Genomic DNA, 18,239 nt, shown 5'->3' with positions numbered 1-18,239 from the left:
TTGTTATTTGGCGCTCGTGCGGCGCTTGTCTGTTACCTGGTGCCAGGCAACTCGGGTGAGTGCCGCGATACCGCTGCGACACTCACCGGAGTTACCTGCAGGGCGGCATGGCCACGCCTGCAGGAACCGGGGCTGGCTTCCGTGCTGGAAGCCAGCCCATGCTATCAGCCCTTGGAGGGCAGTTGCACGATAGCGGAGCCGGTGGCGGACAGTTCGCCGCGGTGGGTTTCCGCGCGCTGGCTGATTTCCACGTAGTGCTTGCCGTCCTCGACGAACTTGCGGCTCACCTGGCCGTCGATGAAGATCACGTCGCCGTCCGGGTTGTGGCGGCGGATCTGGCTCTTGTGCTTGTGCAGGAAGCCGTCGTCGCCCATCCAGTTGGTGCAGTGGTGGGTCAGCCAGGAAGTACGCTCCGGGCCGTAATCGTAGGCGCCGGGGGTGCCCACTTCTTTTGCGAAGTCGTCATCCCAGTGCACGCGCTCGGGGCAGTCGGGGATGTTGAAGCGGTTCTTGATCGCCAGGCCCGGGTGCGCCTGTTGCATTTTCCACGCCAGCTTGTTGGAGCGGATGTAGAGGCCGCCCCAGCCCTGGGCGTAGCAGATGAAGCCGGTGACGGTCATCGGGCCTTTCATCATGCGCGGCAGTTCCTCGCCCTCGGTGACGTCTTCCCAGTAGCGGGTGTTGGCACCGCGGATTTCCTCGTTGGCGTAGAGCTTGCCCCACTCGGCCAGTTGCTCGTCGGAGAGCTGCTCGACCTTGCCCTTCACGCTGTCGTACTTGGTGCCGCGCTCACGGGCTTCGTCGCGGTCGGTACGGAATACCCAGCTGTCCGCTTCGGTGACCTTGTCGCCGTGCTGGTTGTAGAAGTCGACGTGGTAGATCTGCTGGAAGGAGCGGCCGGCGAAGCGGGTCTGGTGCTCGATCAGGTCTTTCAGGTAGGCCTCGGTGCGGATCTCGTCGTTGCGCAGGACCGGCTTGTGCCAGGTCCAGTCGGCGCCGGCCCACATGGCGTGCACGCCGGACAGGCCGCCGCAGTAGCCGGAGATGATGCGGCTGGTGGTGAACATGAAGCTGGGCAGGGCCACGACGTCGCCGTACTTGGTGCCCTTGGCGTACTCGGGGTCGCACCACAGCGGGTTGTCGTCACCGATGCCGTGGGCGTAGTGGCGGATCGCGTCGCGGGTCGCCTCGTAGTTCCAGGGCTCGATGGTGTTCTCGATCTTGACGCCGATGCGCGAGCGCAGGTCGTCGAGACCTTCCTCGGTAATTTTCGGGAATTTATTGACTGCAGTCATGGGTTTACTCTCCTTTGGGGGAAATCAGTTGGTGGCCGCTGCAAGCGCTTTCGCGGCTTCGCGGTCGCGCAGGACCTTGCGGTGAACCTTGCCGGCAGGTGTCTTCGGCAGTTCATCCACAAATTCGACAATTCGCGGGAACTCGTGCTGGGCCAGGCGGCTGCGCGTGAATTCCTGCAGTTCTTTCACCAGCTCGTCACTGCAGGGCGACTTGCTGACAACGAAGGCTTTTACTACCTGCCCGCGGGTCTCGTCGGGCACGCCGATCACCGCGACTTCGTCCACGGCGTCGTGCTTGAGCATGGTGTTCTCGATCTCCACCGCGCTCATGGTCCAGCCGGCGGAGATGATTACGTCGTCGGCGCGGCCGCAGTGGTAGAGGTAGCCGTCCGCATCGCGGCGGGCGAGATCCTTGGTGGTCTCCCAGTGATCGCGCTTCCACAGCATCAGCTCGCCCACTTCGTCGGCGTCGGTTTCCGTGCCGTCGGCGCGCTGCACCTGCAACTTGAGGCCGGGAATCGGCTTGCCCAGTGAGCCGGGCTTCACTTCGTAGTCCTCGGCGCCGGGGAAGTTCACCAGCACCACGCCGATCTCGGTGGTGCCGTACATGCTGCAGGCGGGGACGTGGAAGGTCTCGTCGATGAACTCCAGGGTCGCCGGGTCGCAGGGTTCGCCGGTGAAGGACAGCTTCTTGATGCTGAAGATGAAGTCACCGCCCTTGCCGGAGTTTTTCATCATCCGGTAGTGGGTGGCGGCGGCGGACATGTTGGTGATCTTGTAGTCCTGCAGCGCCTTCATCAGGCGCACCGCATCGAACTTGCCGGCGAAGGTGCCGGTGGTGACGCCCATGCCCAGCGGCGCCAGGGTGCCGTGCCACAGGCCGTGGCCCCAGGCCGGGGAGGACGGGCAGAAGTACTCGTCTCCGGGACGGATGCCGGTGCCGTAGAGCGCGGCGAACATCAGGGTGACCAGCGACTTGTGGGTGTGCTTGACCGCGGCGGGTAGTTCCCGGGTGGTGCCGGAAGTGTACTGGAACACCGCGAGGTCGCCGGCTTTGGTGTTGGTCTCGAAGCTGGTGGGGTACTTGCTGATGGTCTCGAGCAGCTCGTCGTTGGCGATGACCACGTTCAGCCCTTCCACCTGGTGGGCGATCTCCGCTTTCTCGTCGTTGGTGACCAGCAGGCTGGGCTTGCAGTCGTCCACCCGCAGGCGCAGGCCGTCGAGGCCGAACAGGGTGAACAGCGGCACCGAGATCGCGCCGGTCATCATGGCGCCGAACAGGCTGGTGTAGAAGGGCAGCGAGGGCTCCAGCATGAAGGCGATGCGGTCGCCGGGCTCGATGCCCTGTTCCACCAGCCAGTGGGCGAACTGGGCGGAGCGCGCGGCGATCTCGTCGAAGCTGAGGATTTCGTCGCTGCCGTCGTCGTGGGCGATGCGCACCGCGGTGCGGCCAGAGCCGTCGGCGTGGCGGGTGATGCACTCGTGGGCGATGTTCAGGTGCTCGCGGTCGCCGTCGAAGAGTTCCCACAGGGCCGTTGAATTGGCGTGTGCCTGGGCGTCGGCGAACGAGGTGTAGTCAGTCAGTTTGGCCATCTGGGTAAGCGTATTCCCTGGTGTGTTGAGCGCGACAGCCGGCTGTCGCCAGAGGTGGAACGGAACAATGCCACATGCAGAGGTTGTTGTAAATATAGAATTGTATTCAATATATTGAATATGTTAGGATCGCGTATCGCCGCCGGGAGGGCGCGCCGTATGCGCGAACCCTTACCCGGCGGGCCTCCGGAACCGGTCGTGGCGAGCGTTTCCGGCGGATAAACTCCACTGGGAAGCGGGCAACCAATGAGCGAAAAAACCGAAGCGGGCAGCCTGGCCGAGAACATCAAGCAGAGCAAGGCGCCGGCCATTTCCCGCGCCGCCGCCATCCTGCGCCTGCTGGGCAAGCACGAATCCCCACTGGGCCTGCAGCCCATTGCGAAGGAACTCGGGCTGGTGCCCAGCACCTGCCTCTATGCCCTGCGCGCCCTGGTGGCGGAAGAGCTGGTGGCCTTCGACCCGGACACCAAGCGCTACTCGCTGGACGCCGGGGTGCTGACCCTGGCGCGCCAGTGGCTGCAGCGCGACCAGTTCACCGACCTCGCCCAGCCGGTGCTCGACCGCCTGAGCCGCGAGCACGAGGTGACCATGCTGGCGGTGAAATGCGTGGGCACGGAACACATCGTGGTGGTGGGGGTTTCCCGCGCCGGCAACAGCCTGCAGGTGAGCGCCCAGGTGGGTGGCCGCTTCCCGGCGCTGATCAGCGCCACCGGCCGTTGCGTGGCGGCCTACCGCAATTATTCCGGGGAAGACCTGCTGCGGCGCTTCGGCGAATTGCGCTGGGAAAACCCGCCGGACTTCGATGACTGGTACCGCGAGGTCCGGGAAACCCGCGCCCAGGGCTACGCCGTGGATGCCGGCAACTATATTTCCGGCGTGACCGTGGTGGCCGCTCCGGTCTGGCTGTCGCCCGGCAAGTTCACCCACGCGCTGGTCGCCCTGGGCCTGGGCAGCGCGGTGCAGCGGCGCGGCCTGGAGGGCTTGTCGGAGGCGCTGGTCAGTGCCGGGGAAGGCCTGTCCCAGCGCTTTGCCGGTTGAGGTGACGCGGCCGCCTAACCCGGCGACAGCGGCGCCCCCACCCCGGCAATATCGAGGTGCTGCCGCACTGCGCCAGGCAGGTCGGCCAGCAATTCCAGCGCAGCTGGGACGGATGCGCTGCGAATGACCGGCGTGTGCGCGCCCGCGATCACGTCGATGTCCAGTGCGCCAAGGCGGCCTACCTCGGCGGCAAAGCGCAGCGAGTCCACCAGCGAAATCCACGGGCACAGGGAATTCTGGTGGTAGACCGCCATGCCCCTGGCCCAGAACTCGTCCGTCATCTCATCCACATAATCCACCGGCTGCGGGGGCATGGGTGTGCAGAACGCGTCGGAGGCGTAGTAAACCCGCGTGGACTCGTCGAGCAGTCCGAGCGTGTAGGGGCTGTCGTACACCGGCGGCCTGGCCGCGAGGAAACGGCGCTCACCGAGGGTAAACGACTCTCCATCGTTGACCGTCTGCACCCGCTCCATCGGCAGGCCGAAGGCCGTCACACTGCGCCAGGAGGACGCCTTGTTGACGATCACCCGGGCGTTGGGGCAGTGGTCCAGCGCCTCCAGCAGATTGCCGGTATGGTCGCAGTCGTCGTGGGTGACAAAAATCCAGCGGATGTCCGCCGAGTCCACCAGCGAACAGACGTCCCGCCACCAGCTTTCGCGGTGGAGGACCATCCCGGTATCGACCAGAATTGGCTCGCTGCCGCGTATCAGCATGGCATTGAGGTTGGTGGACATGGTCGGGGTGTTGTAAATGCCGCGCAGGACGAAGGTATCCGCGGCGATTTCGAGGGGCGGCTGGCTCAGCGGGGAGGCGCCTGGTTCGACTGGCGTATACAGACTCATGCGCGGTGCTCCGGGTGTGGCTTTGGGTAAAGCCGAGCCATGCCTGTGGCGCGTTCAGTTGCAGGCAGGGGCGCGGTTACCGGAAATAATACTCCGGGGCCTTCCAGAGTGATCGACAGGAAACGACACCTTTTGAACACCCGCGCGTATTGGTCGGTGGCGAAAAGGACCTTTCCCACGCATGGACGCAAGCCATTGAAAATGAGAAATTAGTGGCCGAACTGTCCCAGGGAGGGGGCTATGCGCGTCATCAAAACCATGCGCTCGAACGACCGCGGCGCCCGCCGCTACCAGCGCCGCTATGGCGAGCGACTCTGCGCAGTTCGCTACAGGCAGTCGTCCTGTGGCGCCAAAACCCTCACTACCATGAGATCATTTTCGACGAACGCGATCGCGTGCCGCCCGGCGTAAATCACAACGCCCTCCATGCGTATCAGCGCGTCGAAGTGGTAGCGCTGAGAATTGCCTATGAAGAAACCGAACTGCGTAGCCTGGTCAAACGCGAGGGGGCGCGTTGGAGTGGCCGGGGAAAAGCGTGGGTGATGAGGCGGGAGACGGCAGTGAGCCTGGGCCTGGGTCACAGGGTCGTGGAGGGGTTGGTGGATACGTGTGTAGATGTAGATACTAATATTGTCTTTGGGGGTTGTAGGTATGGAGACAAATAGCCAGATGTGGATGCTTTTGGATAACTGTAGACACAGTGTGTACATGTGCACATGCTCTTTACTTAACTGTTATGTGCCTGAACGCTCCGGCTCGAAAAATCTATGAAATATATTTTCAAGGCCAGTAATGTGAAGTCTCCAGGCTCATACAGGAACGTCAAATGACTCAGATTATTAGCCACACCCGTTGTAAGAAATGTAAAACCATTGCCAATGTCGCTGAAATGCAGAGGCGCCCTGAGGTAGGGTATGAGTGCCTCGATCTCAATGCATGCAAAGCAAGGCAGCGCCTGCATGGTAAAGGTGCCAAGTAAAGCACATAACAAGGGAGGGCAGCAGGGACGTGCAAACAGCGCGCGCCCCTGCCGTCGGCGGTTCATTATTACTCGTAGCAATATTTCTCAGCGTCGGCGCTGGTAGCCCTCTGCCAGTTGTAATACTCATTGTTGCGGTATGGTGCGGCACCATCTCAGGCGTATACTTTTTGAAGCTTAGGCGTGTAGGGGTAAGGCAGTTCAATGTGTAAGTGTCGGGCACTTAACAAGGGCAGGCAGTGCGCCCCTTCGGGGCCGGACGTCAAAACCGCTGCGCGGTTTCGCCGCCGCTGCTTCCGGCGTTAGGCCTCATGAAGAACATCATCGCAATCATGCAGTAAGGAGCCACGATGACTACGCCACCTGCATCTCAGGCGAAGGGTTTCTTGTTGTTCCGGCATGCAATTATCATTGTGCTCGCCGGGCTGTTGATCTTCTACCACAGCCTCACGCTCTACGAGATGTATCTAGGCAATGGCAACAGTGCACATACTCTCTTCGACCATGTGCAGTCAGTCTTCCGTGTGTTCATCACCATTAATTTGCTGCTCGTTGTCTTGGGAGTGCGCTGGGCATTGTGGGGGATGTGGTTCAGTATCAGCGCGCTTGTCGCAACTCATTATTGGGCGCATTTCGGCAATTTGCCCGTCGATTTCACTGAAGGCAGGCACCCGCTCTCCTATCTGAAGGGCTTCATATTTCCAACAATCATTACCTTGTCGTTCCACTCCTCGGATTAAAGGGGTCAGAGCCCTTTTTGGCTATATTTGATGAGCACTTCCGCGCTACTGGTTATGGTTAGAAGAGGCCAGCAAGCAAAGTGGCAACCTGCCACCCTCCAGATTGATCCGGGCACTGTTGCCCGTGCCTATCGACCAGAAGTCACCCCACCATCAATACGCAAAGTCGTGCCCGTCGTATAGGCCGATAGCGGGCTCGCCAGGAATGCGACTGCCGCGGCGATCTCCGCTGGACGCCCAAGGCGCGGAACCGGTTGGGGAGAAAACTCGGAGGTATAAATCCGCTCGTTCTCGGCCAGCTCGTTGGTCCAGCCATGCTGCTTGCGGAGGGTTTCAATCCAGCGTAACGATTGGGGCGTCAGGATGGTGCCCGGGGCAACACCGTTGACGGTAATGCCGTAAGGCGCCAGCGACTTTGAGAGGTTGCCGGTGTAGTGATCGACAGCGGCCTTGGCTGCGCCGTAGTCGTGGAGGAGTCCCCTGTACAGGCTGCCGCTGATTGACGATATATTGATAATGCGCCCCCAGTGCCGTTCCCTCATTCCCGGCGCCAGTTTTTGGGCCATCCGCATTATTGAAACAACATTCAGGTTGAAGCTCTTCAGCCATTCACCGGGGGTGACATCCTCCCATTGCGGATTATCGCTGCGTACGACGCCGCCTGCGGAATTCACCAGGATATCGATGCCTCCGAAGGCTTCCAGGGCACTATCCGCGACTGCATCGGCTTGCGTGTCGTCGGTCAAATCGCCACAGGCAACGGCGACTGCCGCGCCTGTCTCCCTGATCCGATTGGCAATGGCCTCAGTCTTGGAACGGTCACGACCATGAATAACGACGGCGACGCCTTCACCGGCCAGTGCCTCGGCGATGGCTGCGCCGAGTCCCGAGCTGCTTCCGGTGATTATTGCTCGCTTTCCCTTCAGTTGCAGATCCATACTATCCCCGTTGGTTTATTGCTATGTTTGCAGGTCAGTAAAATACATAGTGACTAAAGAGCGATACTGCACACTTTTTCTCGCCATCACTATCGCCGTTGGTTGTGCACTTGTAAATGCGGCTGAACCTGCGTCAAGGATTGAATATGGCGAAAACCAGAGGGCGGGCAGCCAAGTGACTAATCCGGGGGCGGCATGCTCGTCGGCAACAGTATCCCTGTCGTCGTGTGGCAACTAACGAGGTACGCTGCGTGGAAATACCACCGTTTTTCGCTGAATTACTGAGGTCGCCCGGGGTCGCAACGTTGAGCATGTTGTCGAGCGACGGATCCATCCAGTCGACGCTGGTATGGCCTGACTATGACGGGGAATTTATCCGGATCAATACCCTGGCAGGATCGCCGAAGGAGAAAAATATAAGGCGGGAGGGCAGGGCGACAATCCTGCTCTACGACCCGCAAGACAGCGATGTTTATATTACCCTGCGGTGTGAGCTGGACAGGATTACAAGGGATTCAGCCATCGACCACCTCGATATGCTCACCCGGAGAAATATGAATGTCGACAAGTGGTACGGTGTGGTCGAACCTGAAAATGCTGAACTGGAAGCGCGGCGCGTCGTTATTTATCTCCGCCCGGTGCGCCTGTACCACACCTGACAATTTCAGCGTCAATTTCCTCGAGGTGCCGGACGCAGACGTTCGACGGTAGTTTGTCTGTGAAGTTCGCCGCGCTGTTTTTTGCCCAGTTTTGATCTACGCTTTAGTGGCAATTGACGCTGTCAGTGAACAACGCAAACCCTCGGCGAGATTTTCAGGCAAATGAACAACGATACAGCCGGCGTTCGAGACGATTACTCGCCGGATAATCTCTGCGGTCAGATTGTCGAAGGCTGCGGCGCACAGGAGACGGGGACGCTAAGCGGATGACCCGCCTGGAACACTTCGAGACCGGCAATATATTCGATGAGCCGGACGTCGTTGAAGTCGGCGAGACCTTCATTGACCTTATCCGCGGGGCGGACGTGCGACTGGAGAAGATAATCTCCAGGGGGCATTGCACCCCGCCGGGCGAGTGGTATGACCAGGAGGAAAGCGAGTGGGTGATCGTGCTTAAAGGCGAGGCCCGGATCGGCTACCCGGATGGCGCCAGTGTGGAGCTGAAAGAAGGCGATTACCTGAATATTCCCGCACATACGCAACACCGCGTCGACTGGACAGCGACAAGCGGGCCGACCATCTGGCTCGCGGTTTTTTACCGCCCGGTTGCACCGGGTCTGGAGCCATCGGCCTGAACTGATGTACATTTCCAGACGGCCTCCCGGCCGGTAGCGAATCGCGCCAAGCCCTCGTGGCGGGCGCCAGTCTTCCGGCAAGGAATACCGGGCCATTGCGACGCCCAGGGGCCGGGCGCCGGCCGCAACCCTATGGACAGAACCCCTTATGAGTGGCACCCGCCTTCCCGAAAAGACCCGCGAACTGCACAACCACCACTTCGATTCCACCATCTGGAACGATTTTGCCTTTCGCGACGACGACATCGTCATCGCCACCTACGCCAAGTCCGGCACCACCTGGATGCAGCAGATCATCGCCCAGTTGCTGTTCAACGGCGCCGAGGGCCTGGAGGTGGCGGAGATGTCGCCCTGGCTGGACCTCCGGGTGCCGCCGAAGGCAGTGAAACTGCCGCAGGTGGAGGCCCAGACCCACCGCCGCTTCCTGAAAACCCACCTGCCGGTCGATGCGCTGGTGTTCTCCGAACAGGCGAAATACATCTATATCGGCCGCGATGGCCGGGATGTGCTGTGGAGCATGTACAACCACCACGCCAACGCGAATGCGGAGTGGTACGCAGCCCTCAACGATACCCCCGGCAGGGTCGGGCCGCCCATCGAGGCGCCGCCGGATTCCATTGTACAGTACTACCACGACTGGCTGGACCGGGACGGCTTTCCCTTCTGGCCTTTCTGGGAGAACGTGCGCAGCTGGTGGGCCATCCGCGGCCTGCCCAATGTGCTCCTGGTGCACTTCGCCAGCCTCAAGGCCGACATGCCGGGCGAGATCCGGCGTATAGCGGAGTTCATCGGCGTGCCGGTCGACGAAGCGCGCTGGCCTGTTATCCTTGAGCACTGCAGTTTCGACTACATGAAGGCCAACGCCACGAAAAGCGTGCCGCTGGGCGGCGCCTTCTGGGACGGTGGCGCGGAAACCTTCATCAACAAGGGTACCAACGGGCGCTGGCGCGAGGTGCTGTCGCCCGAGGAGGTCCGCGAGTACGAGCAGCGCGCCCTCGGGGAACTGGGGAGCGACTGCGCCCGCTGGCTGGCTACCGGCCAGGTCGACGAATGACATGAACAAGGGGAAGAGTTGTGATCTATAAAGGCAGCTGCCACTGCGGCGCAGTCCGGTTCGAGGTGGAGGCGCCAGCGGAAATCGAGGCGGACTACTGCAATTGTTCGATCTGCGCGAAGTCGGGCTTCCTGCACCTGATCGTTCCGCGCAGCCAGTTCACACTGCTGGCCGGGGCGGATTCGCTGGCCACCTACACCTTCAACACCGGGGTGGCGCAGCACACCTTCTGCAGGGTATGCGGCATCAAGCCGTTTTATACGCCGCGCTCCAATCCCGACGGGGTGGATATCAACGTACACTGCCTGGATACCCGGCCAGAGGCGGTGCATATCACGGAATTCGATGGCCAGAACTGGGAGCAGAACGCCCTTTCCCTGGCCCACAAGAGCCTGGAGAGCTGACATGCCAGGGGAAATCCTCGCAATCTATACCGCCAGGACCGGCGAGCAGCCGGTGCGCCAGGATGCCGTCGAGGTCGAGGCCAACCGGGGCGTGGTCGGCGACCGCTATTACGATGGCTCCGGCACGTTCTCGGAAAAACTCCAGGACAACCGCAAGAGCGAGATCACGTTTATCGCCGCCGAGGAAGTGGACGCCTTCAATGCGGCGACCGGCGAATCCCTGGGCTACGGGGAGCCGCGCCGCAACGTGGTGACCCGGGGTGTCGACCTCCAGAGCCTGATCGGCCGGGAGTTCGCCATCGGCTCCGCCCGCTTCCTGGGCATGGAGCGCTGCGAGCCCTGTGCGCACCTGGCGAGCACGGTCAATGCCAGGGTGTTGCCCCACCTGGTGCACACCGGCTTGCGCGCGGCCATTCTCGCCTCCGGCACCCTGAGCGCCGGGCAGGCCATCGAGTTGGCCTGAGGCGCCGCCTCTGCCGGAATCTGGAGATTTTCAACATTCGATGTCGTGCCTGCGTCGGCCAGGACGCTATAAGGCTATTAACTGTTTGTGCGCACGTTGCCGTGGTCGCGCCCGTCGGTCCGGTTTAAATTCATGTCCAAGGCAGGAAATTGATTTTATGAACTTCAAGATGCTCCCGATCGTTGCCCTCACCGCGCTGGCGCTGTCCGCCTGTAAAATAAAGGTGGTCGTGCCGGAGGGCGGGCAGGTGGTTTCCGCCTCCGGGACCTACACCTGCAGCGCAGGTAATACCTGTACGATCGAGGTCAACGACTTCCTTTTCGACGAGATATTTACCGCGCAACCGGCGCAGGATTACGTGTTCTCCCACTGGGCCGACGCCCAGGAGGGCGGCTTTTTCTGCGGCACCACCACCGGGACCTGCAAGCTGCGCTCGGCCCCCAGCGCCAATAACGCCTTCCTTAAGAAGCAGATCGAGGGTAACGCCAGCTATAACCTGCAGCCGGTGTTCGTGCCGGCGCCCTGCGACCTCAGCGGCGTCAACACCAACTCCAATACCAATGTCATGCGCAACAACGGTCTCTCCAGCAACGTTTTCAACAATCCCGACCAGCCCCTCAACCAGGTCGCGGTGCGCAATGCCAACTGCGGTGGCGGCGGCGATGCCTACGGGGCCTGTAACTCACCCGGCTCCTCCACCGGGGCGCGCATCTGGGCCTGTAGCGTGCTGCACGAACTGGTGGTGAACGATACCTCGGAGGTCGAACTGGACCGCGCGGTGGTGCTGGATATGATGCGACTTTATAACGGTGCCGAGGTGCTGGTCTCCGCCGGGGAAGTGAACGAGGTGGAAACCTGGGGGCACTCCCATCTTGTCGTCAAGGCGGGGGAGATCGGGCCGATCCACGCGCTGGAGACGAGCGAGGTGACGATCCAGGGCGGCGTGGTGCGCGACCTCGAGGCGATCGACAGCGCCGAACTGCGGGTAACCGGCGGCCGGGTGAATGAAATCACGGCCTTCGACCAGGGCAAGATCCTGGTCGAGGGCGGGGACCTGCGCATCATCGACGGCAACCAGAGCCCCTACGCGGGCTACCTGGAGGCCCAGGGCCTGGGCCAGATCACCTGGTCCGGCGGGCGCACCGTGCCGGGCGAAGTGGGCGACCGCACCAACGGCAACCTGATTCTGACCTTCGGCTCGGCGGAGATCGTCATCATCGGCACCAAGTTCACCTGGTCCAACGCCTCCGGCAGCATCGTCGACCAGCCGCTGGACTACGGCAAGTTGCCGGCCACGGTGGGCTGGCTGAGCGGCAAGCTGGCCAACGGCAGTCCGCTCCGGGATGTGTTCTGGGAGCAGAAGGCCGGCAGCCAGATCGTGCTGGCGGCGCCTATCCAGTGATTATCTGAATTGCGCGATGGTGGACGGGGGCCTGCCCGTCGATCAGCCCTTGAGTTTCGGCATCACCTTGTCGGCGAACAGCTTGGCCTGTTCGTAGACCAGTTCATAGGGCAGGCCGCCAAAGCTGAAATTGCACAGCATCTCGTAGTCGCCCACCATCGAGGCCCGTTCCAGGTGGTGCTCCACCAGTTCCTCGGGGGTGCCGATCATGTTGCCGCCAATGTAGTCGCGGTAGGCCTTGTCCGCGCCGCCCGCGGCTTCCGCCCGCTCGCCCATGTAGGCGTAGGTGGCATAGGAGGGCAGGCTCTTGAAGTGGTCGCTCATGAATTCGTAGTGGTTGGCCACGGTCTCGAACATGCGGGCGAAATACTTGTCGCAGTATTCGGTGACGCGCTTCTTGTCCTCGAAGCAGAGCATGAAGTCGGAGATGATGAACGGCGGGGCCGTCTTGTGGTGCTTTTCCTCGAAGGATGCGCGGTACTGGTTGATTTCCGGGATCGCCTTGCGCCAGTCGCCCTGGGAAAAACGCAGGGTTTTCAGCCCGTAGTCGGCGGCCACTTCCACCGAGGATGGGGACATCGACACCATGACGGTGCGGTCCTTGAAGCTCTTGAAGGGACGGGGGCGAACCTCGGTGCGGGGAATCTGGAACCACTTGCCGTCGGCCTCGACAATCCCGGTCTCGATGCCGTTGATCACGATCATGGCGGCCTCGTCGAAGACCTCGCGGGAGTCGCCGAGTTCGACATTGAAGGAGCGGAATTCACGCCGCGCGGCGCCGCGGCCCATGCCGGCTATCACCCGGCCGCCGCTGAGGATGTCCAGTTCGATGAACTGCTCCACCACGCGCAGCGGGTTGTTCCAGGGCAGGATGACCGCGGCGGTGATCAGTTCGATCTTCTCGGTTTTCGCGGCGACCCAGGCGAGCATCTGGAAGGGGTCGGGGCAGGCGGCGTAGTCGGTGAAATGGTGTTCCACAGGACCCACGAAATCGAATCCCATCGCCTCGGCTTCAACCGCGAACTGGGTCTCCTGCATAAAGGTTTTGACGTCCGGTTCGCCGTGCATGTTCTGGTAGCCCAGGTGTAGTCCTACACGCATAGTTTTTGCTCCTGATTCAGGGAGAATTGGTGAAGGCTGGAAGTCATGAGATGCAGCTCCTGGCAGGGGAAGTTCGCGCGGTACAGGATGCCGGGGATTCGCCGGTCCTGCCGGGAAGCACGTGCCGGGTAGCGATTCGGACCCGACAAGAAGCTTGCTTCGACTGCGCGTTTAACCATTGCCTGCCTTCCAGTTACTTATTGTTTTTTGCAGCAGATACCCACAGTGAGGGGGGCGCTAATTGCTTTCCCCGGGCCTGTGCCGGGGTATAATAACACCTTATGCGTTTCATAAAAACCCGGTGCGCACAGCGATGTGGCGCCGGGGTTCCGGGCACAATAAAACAGCAGGACACGGAGTGAGAAACATGCAGAAAACCATCCATGAAGTGCTGGCCGAAGCCGCGATCAGGGACGTGCAGATGCGCTACTGCCGGGCGGCGGACCGGGTTGATTTCGACCTGTTCCGCAGTTGCTTCCACGGCGACGCGGTGCTGCAGTTCAGCTTTTTCACCGGCAGCGTTGACCAGTTCATCGCGATGGCGGAACAGATGCTGCGCGGCTTTGTGATTACCACCCACTTTACCGGCAACGCCCTGATCGAGGTGCGGGGCGACCTCGCCAGGTGTGAGTTCTACACCCTGGCGACCCACCGCATCGCCGCGGACGAGAAAGGGCCGGAGCGCGATTATGTCACCGCGGTCCGCTATATCGACCAGATGGAATGCCGGGACAGCGACTGGCGCATCGCGCGGCGCCATTGCGTGCTGGACTGGGGCCGTACCGACGCGGTGCCTGAATACTGCGAGGGCGACAAGGTCGGCGCCGCGACCCGCGACCGCAGTGACCCCTCCTATGCCGCGATGCTGTGGGACCAGCCCGCTTGAATCCGCCAGGTGGGGACGGTTTCGCCGCTGCCGCGCCGCGCTGGCCGGGTATCGGCCAAACCGTCCCTGAACTTCCCTACTTGCGCCCCGGCTTGTGGGACTGGACGCTGCGGTAGAGCTTGCCGAGCTTCCTGCTGTGGGCGCGTTTTTCCGCGAGCGTGGCCGCGTTCATGGCCTGCTCGCGCATCAGCTTGTGGAAACTCGCCAGGCGCCGTGCGTCCAGTTCCCCGGTCTCAATGGCCGCCGTGATGGCGCAGCCCGGCTCGCTCTGGTGCTGGCAGTCCGGAAAGCGGCAGTGCTGTGCGAGTTCACTGATATCGGCGAAGGTCGCCTCCACGCCCTGCGCGCAATCGGCCAGTTGCAGCTCGCGCATGCCGGGGGTGTCGATGAGCAGGCCGCCGCCGGTGAGCGGGTGCAGGGAGCGGCTGGTGGTGGTGTGCCGGCCCTCGTCGTCGTCGCCGCGGATGGCGCTGGTGTGCTGCACGCTACGCCCGAGCAGGGTGTTGACCAGGGTGGACTTGCCCACGCCCGACGAGCCCATCAGGGCCACGGTCCTGCCGCTGCCGCACCAGGGCGCGAGAGCCGCGCAGCTGTCCGCATCGAGCCCGTTGACCAGCACGGCCTGGAGCAGGGGATCGAGGGCGGTCACCTGCTGCAGGAAGGTGTCGGGCGTGGCGCACAGGTCGGCCTTGGACAGGACCACCACGGGCTCCACGCCCGCCTCATGCGCCAGCGCGAGGTAGCGCTCGATGCGGTTGAGGCTGAAGTCCTGGTTCAGCGAACAGACGATGAACACGCTGTCGATATTGGCGGCGATCAACTGGGTGGCTACGCGCGACCCCGCCGCTTTCCGCGCAAACAGCGATGACCGTTCCAGCAGGCGGGAGAAATGGCCCTCCGCATCGAGCAGGACCCAGTCGCCCACGGTCATCTCGGGCGTATTCGGGGTGATCGCGAGGGTGGTGATACGCTCGCCATCGTGCACGCTGAACACGCTACGCTGGTAATCGACGACGCGCGCGGGCTGCTCCCGCTCCCATTCATCGAGGCTCAGCTGTTGCTGGAAAAAGGGCTGCCATCCCAGTGGCGGCAGATGCTGGTAATTCATGTTGGCCCCTCGCGCCATCGGGCGCTCGTGCTGGTACGGGTTCAGGGGCGAAGTGACGCCCCGGTCAGGTTGATCGACCGGGATGCGGGCAGGTTGGGGGTGATCGTGTGGCGGGTGTTCCGCCGGGACGATTACAGGATGACCGTGCCGATCCCGGTTTTGGGGTAAACGACTATCATCAGCTGTTCCTCCTCTCGGGATGGGTTCGGGCAAAGCATAGCAGGCGAGCGGGATGGGGTAAATCGGGGAGCGCCGGCCTGCTGGCCGCACGCTCCCAATGGCTCAGGCCTCCGCGGGGCTGAAGTTCACCAGTTCCGCGCCGCCCTCGACGAGGTCACCGGGCGCGTAGAAGAACTCCTCCACCGTGCCATCTGCGGGAGCGCGGATAGTGTGCTCCATCTTCATCGCCTCCATCACCAGCAGGGCGTCGCCCCTGGCAACCGCGACGCCGGCCTGCGCCAGCAGGGTGACGATGGTGCCGTTCATGGGCGCGGTGAGGGCGCCTTCACCGCCGGTGTCGTCGGCCTCGCCGAGGTCGGGCTGGACCTCGCGGATCTGCAGGGCGCTGTCCTCGGTGTAGAGGCTGATCACGCCGTCGTGCTCCGCTACCGGCACCCGGCTGCGGTAGCCGTCGATGTCGGCGTAGAGTTCGCCGTCCTTCAGTTCTCCGCGCGCGGTGACCGTCTGGTTCCCACTGCAGATGCGGTAGCGGCGACTGCCGCCGCGCTGCAGTTGCTCGACACTGACGGCAATTTCCCGGCCGCCGAGTTCCAGCGCGAAGTGCTGCGCGTGGGGTTCGTTCAGGCGCCAGGCACTGGTGGAGTTCCAGGGGGAGTAGGGGTCGGTTTCCGCCACGGTGGCGCGGCGGGCCTGGCGCAGGACCAGGTAGAGGGCGCCGAGGATGGCGCCGCGCTGCAGGTCCTGCTCGCTGTCGTGGAAGATCAGCTCGCGGTGCTTCTCGATAAAGCCGGTGTCGAGGTCGGCCTTGCGGAAAGGCTCGGCGGTGGCGAGGTTGTAGAGGAAGTCGACGTTGGTGCGCATGCCGCTGATGCGGTATTCGCTGAGCGCCCGTGCCAGGCGGCGCAGGGCCTTGTCGCGGTCCTCGTCGTGGACGATCAGCTTGGCGATCATCGGGTCGTAGTAGACGCTGACCTCGTCACCCTGCAGCACGCCGGTATCGACGCGCACATGGGCGCTTTCCTCGGGCGGTTGCAGGAAGGCGAGGGTGCCGGTGACCGGCAGGAAGTCGTTGTCCGGGTCCTCGGCGTAGATGCGCGCCTCGAAGGCGTGGCCGTTGATCTGCACGTCTTCCTGGGCCAGCGGCAGTGCCTCGCCGGCGGCGACCCGCAGCTGCCACTCCACCAGGTCCTGGCCGGTGATCATCTCGGTGACCGGGTGTTCCACCTGCAGGCGGGTGTTCATCTCCATGAAGTAGAAGGAGCCGTCCTCGTCGAGCAGGAACTCCACGGTGCCGGCGCCGACATAGTCGATGGCCTTGGCTGCCTGTACGGCGGCCTCGCCCATCTGCTGGCGCAGGGCCTCGCTCATGCCCGGGGCCGGGGCTTCCTCGATGACTTTCTGGTGGCGGCGCTGCACCGAGCAGTCGCGCTCGGCCAGGTATACGGCGTTGCCGCGACTGTCGCAGAACACCTGGATTTCCACGTGGCGCGGGCGGGTGAGGTATTTTTCCACCAGCATGCGGTCGTCGCCGAAGCTGTTGCTGGCCTCGCGCCTGGCCGCTGCCAGGGCTTCGTCGAAGTCCTTCGCCGACCAGACCTGGCGCATGCCCTTGCCGCCGCCGCCGGCGGTGGCCTTGAGCAGTACCGGGTAGCCCATGTCATCGGCGGCTTTTTTCAGCAGTTCGGGGCTCTGGTCCTCGCCGTGGTAGCCGGGCACCAGCGGCACGCCGGCCTCTTCCATAATGCGCTTGGCGGCGGACTTGGAGCCCATCGCCTCGATGGCGCCCACCGGCGGGCCGATGAAGACGACGCCGGCGGCGTCGCAGGCCTGGCAGAACTGGGAGTTCTCGCTGAGGAAACCGTAGCCCGGGTGCACCGCCTGGGCGCCGGTGCGCTTGCAGGCCTCGATGACGCGGTCGAATTGCAGGTAGGATTCCCGCGAGGGCGCGGCGCCGATGTGCACGGCCTCGTCGGCCATGCTCACGTGCAGGGCGTCGGCGTCGGCGTCGGAGTAGACGGCGACGGTGCGAATGCCGAGTTTGCGCGCGGTGCGAATGACGCGGCAGGCGATCTCGCCGCGGTTGGCAATCAGTATTTTGTCGAACATGCGGGGCCGCTCCTATGCTTCTTGCTTGCGCCACGCGGGCGTACGTTTTTCCAGGAATGCGCCGAGGCCTTCCTGGCCTTCCTCGGACACGCGAATGCGGGCGATGCGCTCGCTGGTATCGGCGATCAGCGCCTCGTCTATTGGCCGGTTGCTGACCTCGGCGATCAGCTGCTTGGCCGCGCGCATGGCCGCCGGACTGTTGCCGAGCAGGGTGTCGATCATGGTCTCCACTGCGGCGTCGAGATCCTCTTCTGCCACGACCTCGGATACCAGCCCGAGCTGCGCGGCGGTTTCCGCGGAGAAGCGCTCGGCGCTGATCGAGTAGCGCCGCGCCGCCCGCTGGCCCATGGCCGCGACCACGTAGGGGCTGATGGTGGCGGGGATCAGGCCGATCTTCACCTCGCTGAGGCAGAAGCTGGCCCGCGGCGAGGCGATGGCGATATCGCAGCAGCTCACCAGGCCCACCGCGCCGCCGAAGGCCGCGCCCTGGACCCGGGCGATGGTCGGCAGGGGCAGGCTGTCGAGGGTCTTGAGCATGCGGGCAAGGCCATTGGCATCACGAAGATTGTCCTCGTAGCTGTAGCCGGCCATGCGCTGCATCCAGCCGAGGTCGGCGCCGGCGGAGAAACTCTTGCCCCCGGCGGCCAGCACCATCAGGCGCACCTCTGGGTTGGCGGCGAGGGCTTCGAAGGCCGCAGTGAGTTCGGCGATCACGCCGTCGTCGAAGGCGTTGTGTTTGTCCGGGCGGTTCATGGTCACTGTGGCCACGCCGCGCCCGTCGATGGTGATGTCGATTGTCGGTTCAGTCATTGCTAC

At 63.0% G+C, this 18,239-nt stretch carries 17 protein-coding genes; 9 read left to right on the top strand and 8 right to left on the bottom strand.

Going from position 1 to position 18,239, the window contains the following annotated elements; translation table 11 throughout:
* Nucleotides 1-164 precede the first annotated feature (164 nt).
* Together ACNKU3_RS18855 and ACNKU3_RS18850 are read right to left on the bottom strand one after the other, a co-directional pair.
* Nucleotides 165-1,295 carry an FAS1-like dehydratase domain-containing protein gene (locus tag ACNKU3_RS18855; RefSeq protein ID WP_418261115.1) on the bottom strand — a complete coding sequence of 377 codons (1,131 nt, stop codon included), beginning with the start codon at nucleotides 1,293-1,295 and terminating at the stop codon, nucleotides 165-167.
* A gap of 24 nt (nucleotides 1,296-1,319) precedes the next feature.
* Complete coding sequence (locus ACNKU3_RS18850) at nucleotides 1,320-2,888, bottom strand: acyl-CoA synthetase (protein ID WP_418261114.1); 1,569 nt, start codon at nucleotides 2,886-2,888, stop codon at nucleotides 1,320-1,322.
* A gap of 246 nt (nucleotides 2,889-3,134) precedes the next feature.
* Here ACNKU3_RS18850 and ACNKU3_RS18845 point away from each other — a divergent pair, with 246 nt between their 5' ends.
* On the top strand, nucleotides 3,135-3,926 hold the full coding sequence (locus ACNKU3_RS18845) for an IclR family transcriptional regulator (RefSeq protein ID WP_418261113.1): 792 nt from the start codon (nucleotides 3,135-3,137) through the stop codon (nucleotides 3,924-3,926).
* 14 nt (nucleotides 3,927-3,940) lie between these two features.
* Here ACNKU3_RS18845 and ACNKU3_RS18840 read toward each other — a convergent pair whose 3' ends face one another.
* Nucleotides 3,941-4,768 carry an MBL fold metallo-hydrolase gene (locus ACNKU3_RS18840; RefSeq protein WP_418261112.1) on the bottom strand — a complete coding sequence of 276 codons (828 nt, stop codon included), beginning with the start codon at nucleotides 4,766-4,768 and terminating at the stop codon, nucleotides 3,941-3,943.
* Nucleotides 4,769-6,097: 1,329 nt separating this feature from the next.
* Here ACNKU3_RS18840 and ACNKU3_RS18835 point away from each other — a divergent pair.
* Nucleotides 6,098-6,487, top strand: a complete 390-nt coding sequence (locus ACNKU3_RS18835; protein ID WP_418261111.1) for a hypothetical protein — start codon at nucleotides 6,098-6,100, stop codon at nucleotides 6,485-6,487.
* A gap of 128 nt (nucleotides 6,488-6,615) precedes the next feature.
* On the opposite strand, the gene ACNKU3_RS18830 is transcribed toward ACNKU3_RS18835, so the two are convergent.
* Nucleotides 6,616-7,425, bottom strand: coding sequence for an SDR family NAD(P)-dependent oxidoreductase (locus tag ACNKU3_RS18830; protein ID WP_418261110.1), 810 nt, complete (start codon nucleotides 7,423-7,425; stop codon nucleotides 6,616-6,618).
* A 227-nt stretch (nucleotides 7,426-7,652) separates the two neighbouring features.
* On the opposite strand from ACNKU3_RS18830, the gene ACNKU3_RS18825 reads away from it, so the two are divergent.
* The 6 genes from ACNKU3_RS18825 to ACNKU3_RS18800 all read left to right on the top strand — a co-directional run bounded on the left by ACNKU3_RS18825 (nucleotide 7,653) and on the right by ACNKU3_RS18800 (nucleotide 12,042).
* Entirely contained in the window at nucleotides 7,653-8,084 is a 432-nt protein-coding gene (locus ACNKU3_RS18825) for a pyridoxamine 5'-phosphate oxidase family protein (protein ID WP_418261109.1), read from the top strand.
* Nucleotides 8,085-8,350: 266 nt separating this feature from the next.
* Nucleotides 8,351-8,719 (top strand): cupin domain-containing protein, encoded by a 369-nt coding sequence (locus ACNKU3_RS18820; protein ID WP_418261108.1) that lies wholly within the window; start codon nucleotides 8,351-8,353, stop codon nucleotides 8,717-8,719.
* A gap of 148 nt (nucleotides 8,720-8,867) precedes the next feature.
* A complete protein-coding gene (locus ACNKU3_RS18815; protein ID WP_418261107.1) occupies nucleotides 8,868-9,773 on the top strand; it encodes a sulfotransferase domain-containing protein in 906 nt (301 codons plus the stop codon).
* A 20-nt stretch (nucleotides 9,774-9,793) separates the two neighbouring features.
* Nucleotides 9,794-10,177: a GFA family protein gene (locus tag ACNKU3_RS18810; protein WP_418261106.1), complete on the top strand. Its 384-nt coding sequence runs from the start codon at nucleotides 9,794-9,796 to the stop codon at nucleotides 10,175-10,177.
* 1 nt (nucleotide 10,178) lies between these two features.
* On the top strand, nucleotides 10,179-10,640 hold the full coding sequence (locus tag ACNKU3_RS18805) for an MOSC domain-containing protein (RefSeq protein WP_418261105.1): 462 nt from the start codon (nucleotides 10,179-10,181) through the stop codon (nucleotides 10,638-10,640).
* A 157-nt stretch (nucleotides 10,641-10,797) separates the two neighbouring features.
* A complete protein-coding gene (locus tag ACNKU3_RS18800) occupies nucleotides 10,798-12,042 on the top strand; it encodes a hypothetical protein (RefSeq protein WP_418261104.1) in 1,245 nt (414 codons plus the stop codon).
* A gap of 42 nt (nucleotides 12,043-12,084) precedes the next feature.
* On the opposite strand, the gene ACNKU3_RS18795 is transcribed toward ACNKU3_RS18800, so the two are convergent.
* The gene (locus ACNKU3_RS18795; protein WP_418261103.1) at nucleotides 12,085-13,143 is read right to left on the bottom strand and encodes an LLM class flavin-dependent oxidoreductase; all 1,059 of its coding nucleotides are present in this window, start codon (nucleotides 13,141-13,143) and stop codon (nucleotides 12,085-12,087) included.
* A gap of 367 nt (nucleotides 13,144-13,510) precedes the next feature.
* Here ACNKU3_RS18795 and ACNKU3_RS18790 point away from each other — a divergent pair, with 367 nt between their 5' ends.
* A complete protein-coding gene (locus ACNKU3_RS18790) occupies nucleotides 13,511-14,029 on the top strand; it encodes a nuclear transport factor 2 family protein (RefSeq protein WP_418261102.1) in 519 nt (172 codons plus the stop codon).
* Between the two features lie 76 nt (nucleotides 14,030-14,105).
* Here the strand turns inward: ACNKU3_RS18790 and rsgA are convergent, their stop codons facing one another.
* From rsgA to ACNKU3_RS18775, 3 genes are all read right to left on the bottom strand, one after another.
* Nucleotides 14,106-15,137, bottom strand: coding sequence for a ribosome small subunit-dependent GTPase A (gene rsgA, locus ACNKU3_RS18785; protein ID WP_418261101.1), 1,032 nt, complete (start codon nucleotides 15,135-15,137; stop codon nucleotides 14,106-14,108).
* Between the two features lie 282 nt (nucleotides 15,138-15,419).
* A complete protein-coding gene (locus tag ACNKU3_RS18780) occupies nucleotides 15,420-17,423 on the bottom strand; it encodes an acetyl/propionyl/methylcrotonyl-CoA carboxylase subunit alpha (protein WP_418261100.1) in 2,004 nt (667 codons plus the stop codon).
* Nucleotides 17,424-17,435: 12 nt separating this feature from the next.
* On the bottom strand, nucleotides 17,436-18,233 hold the full coding sequence (locus ACNKU3_RS18775) for an enoyl-CoA hydratase/isomerase family protein (RefSeq protein ID WP_418261099.1): 798 nt from the start codon (nucleotides 18,231-18,233) through the stop codon (nucleotides 17,436-17,438).
* Between the last annotated feature and the right edge of the window lie 6 nt (nucleotides 18,234-18,239).

The sequence above is a fragment of the Haliea sp. E17 genome, from assembly GCF_048323675.1.
GTDB lineage: Bacteria > Pseudomonadota > Gammaproteobacteria > Pseudomonadales > Halieaceae > Mangrovimicrobium.
This window is presented reverse-complemented; position numbering and strand designations above follow the sequence as displayed.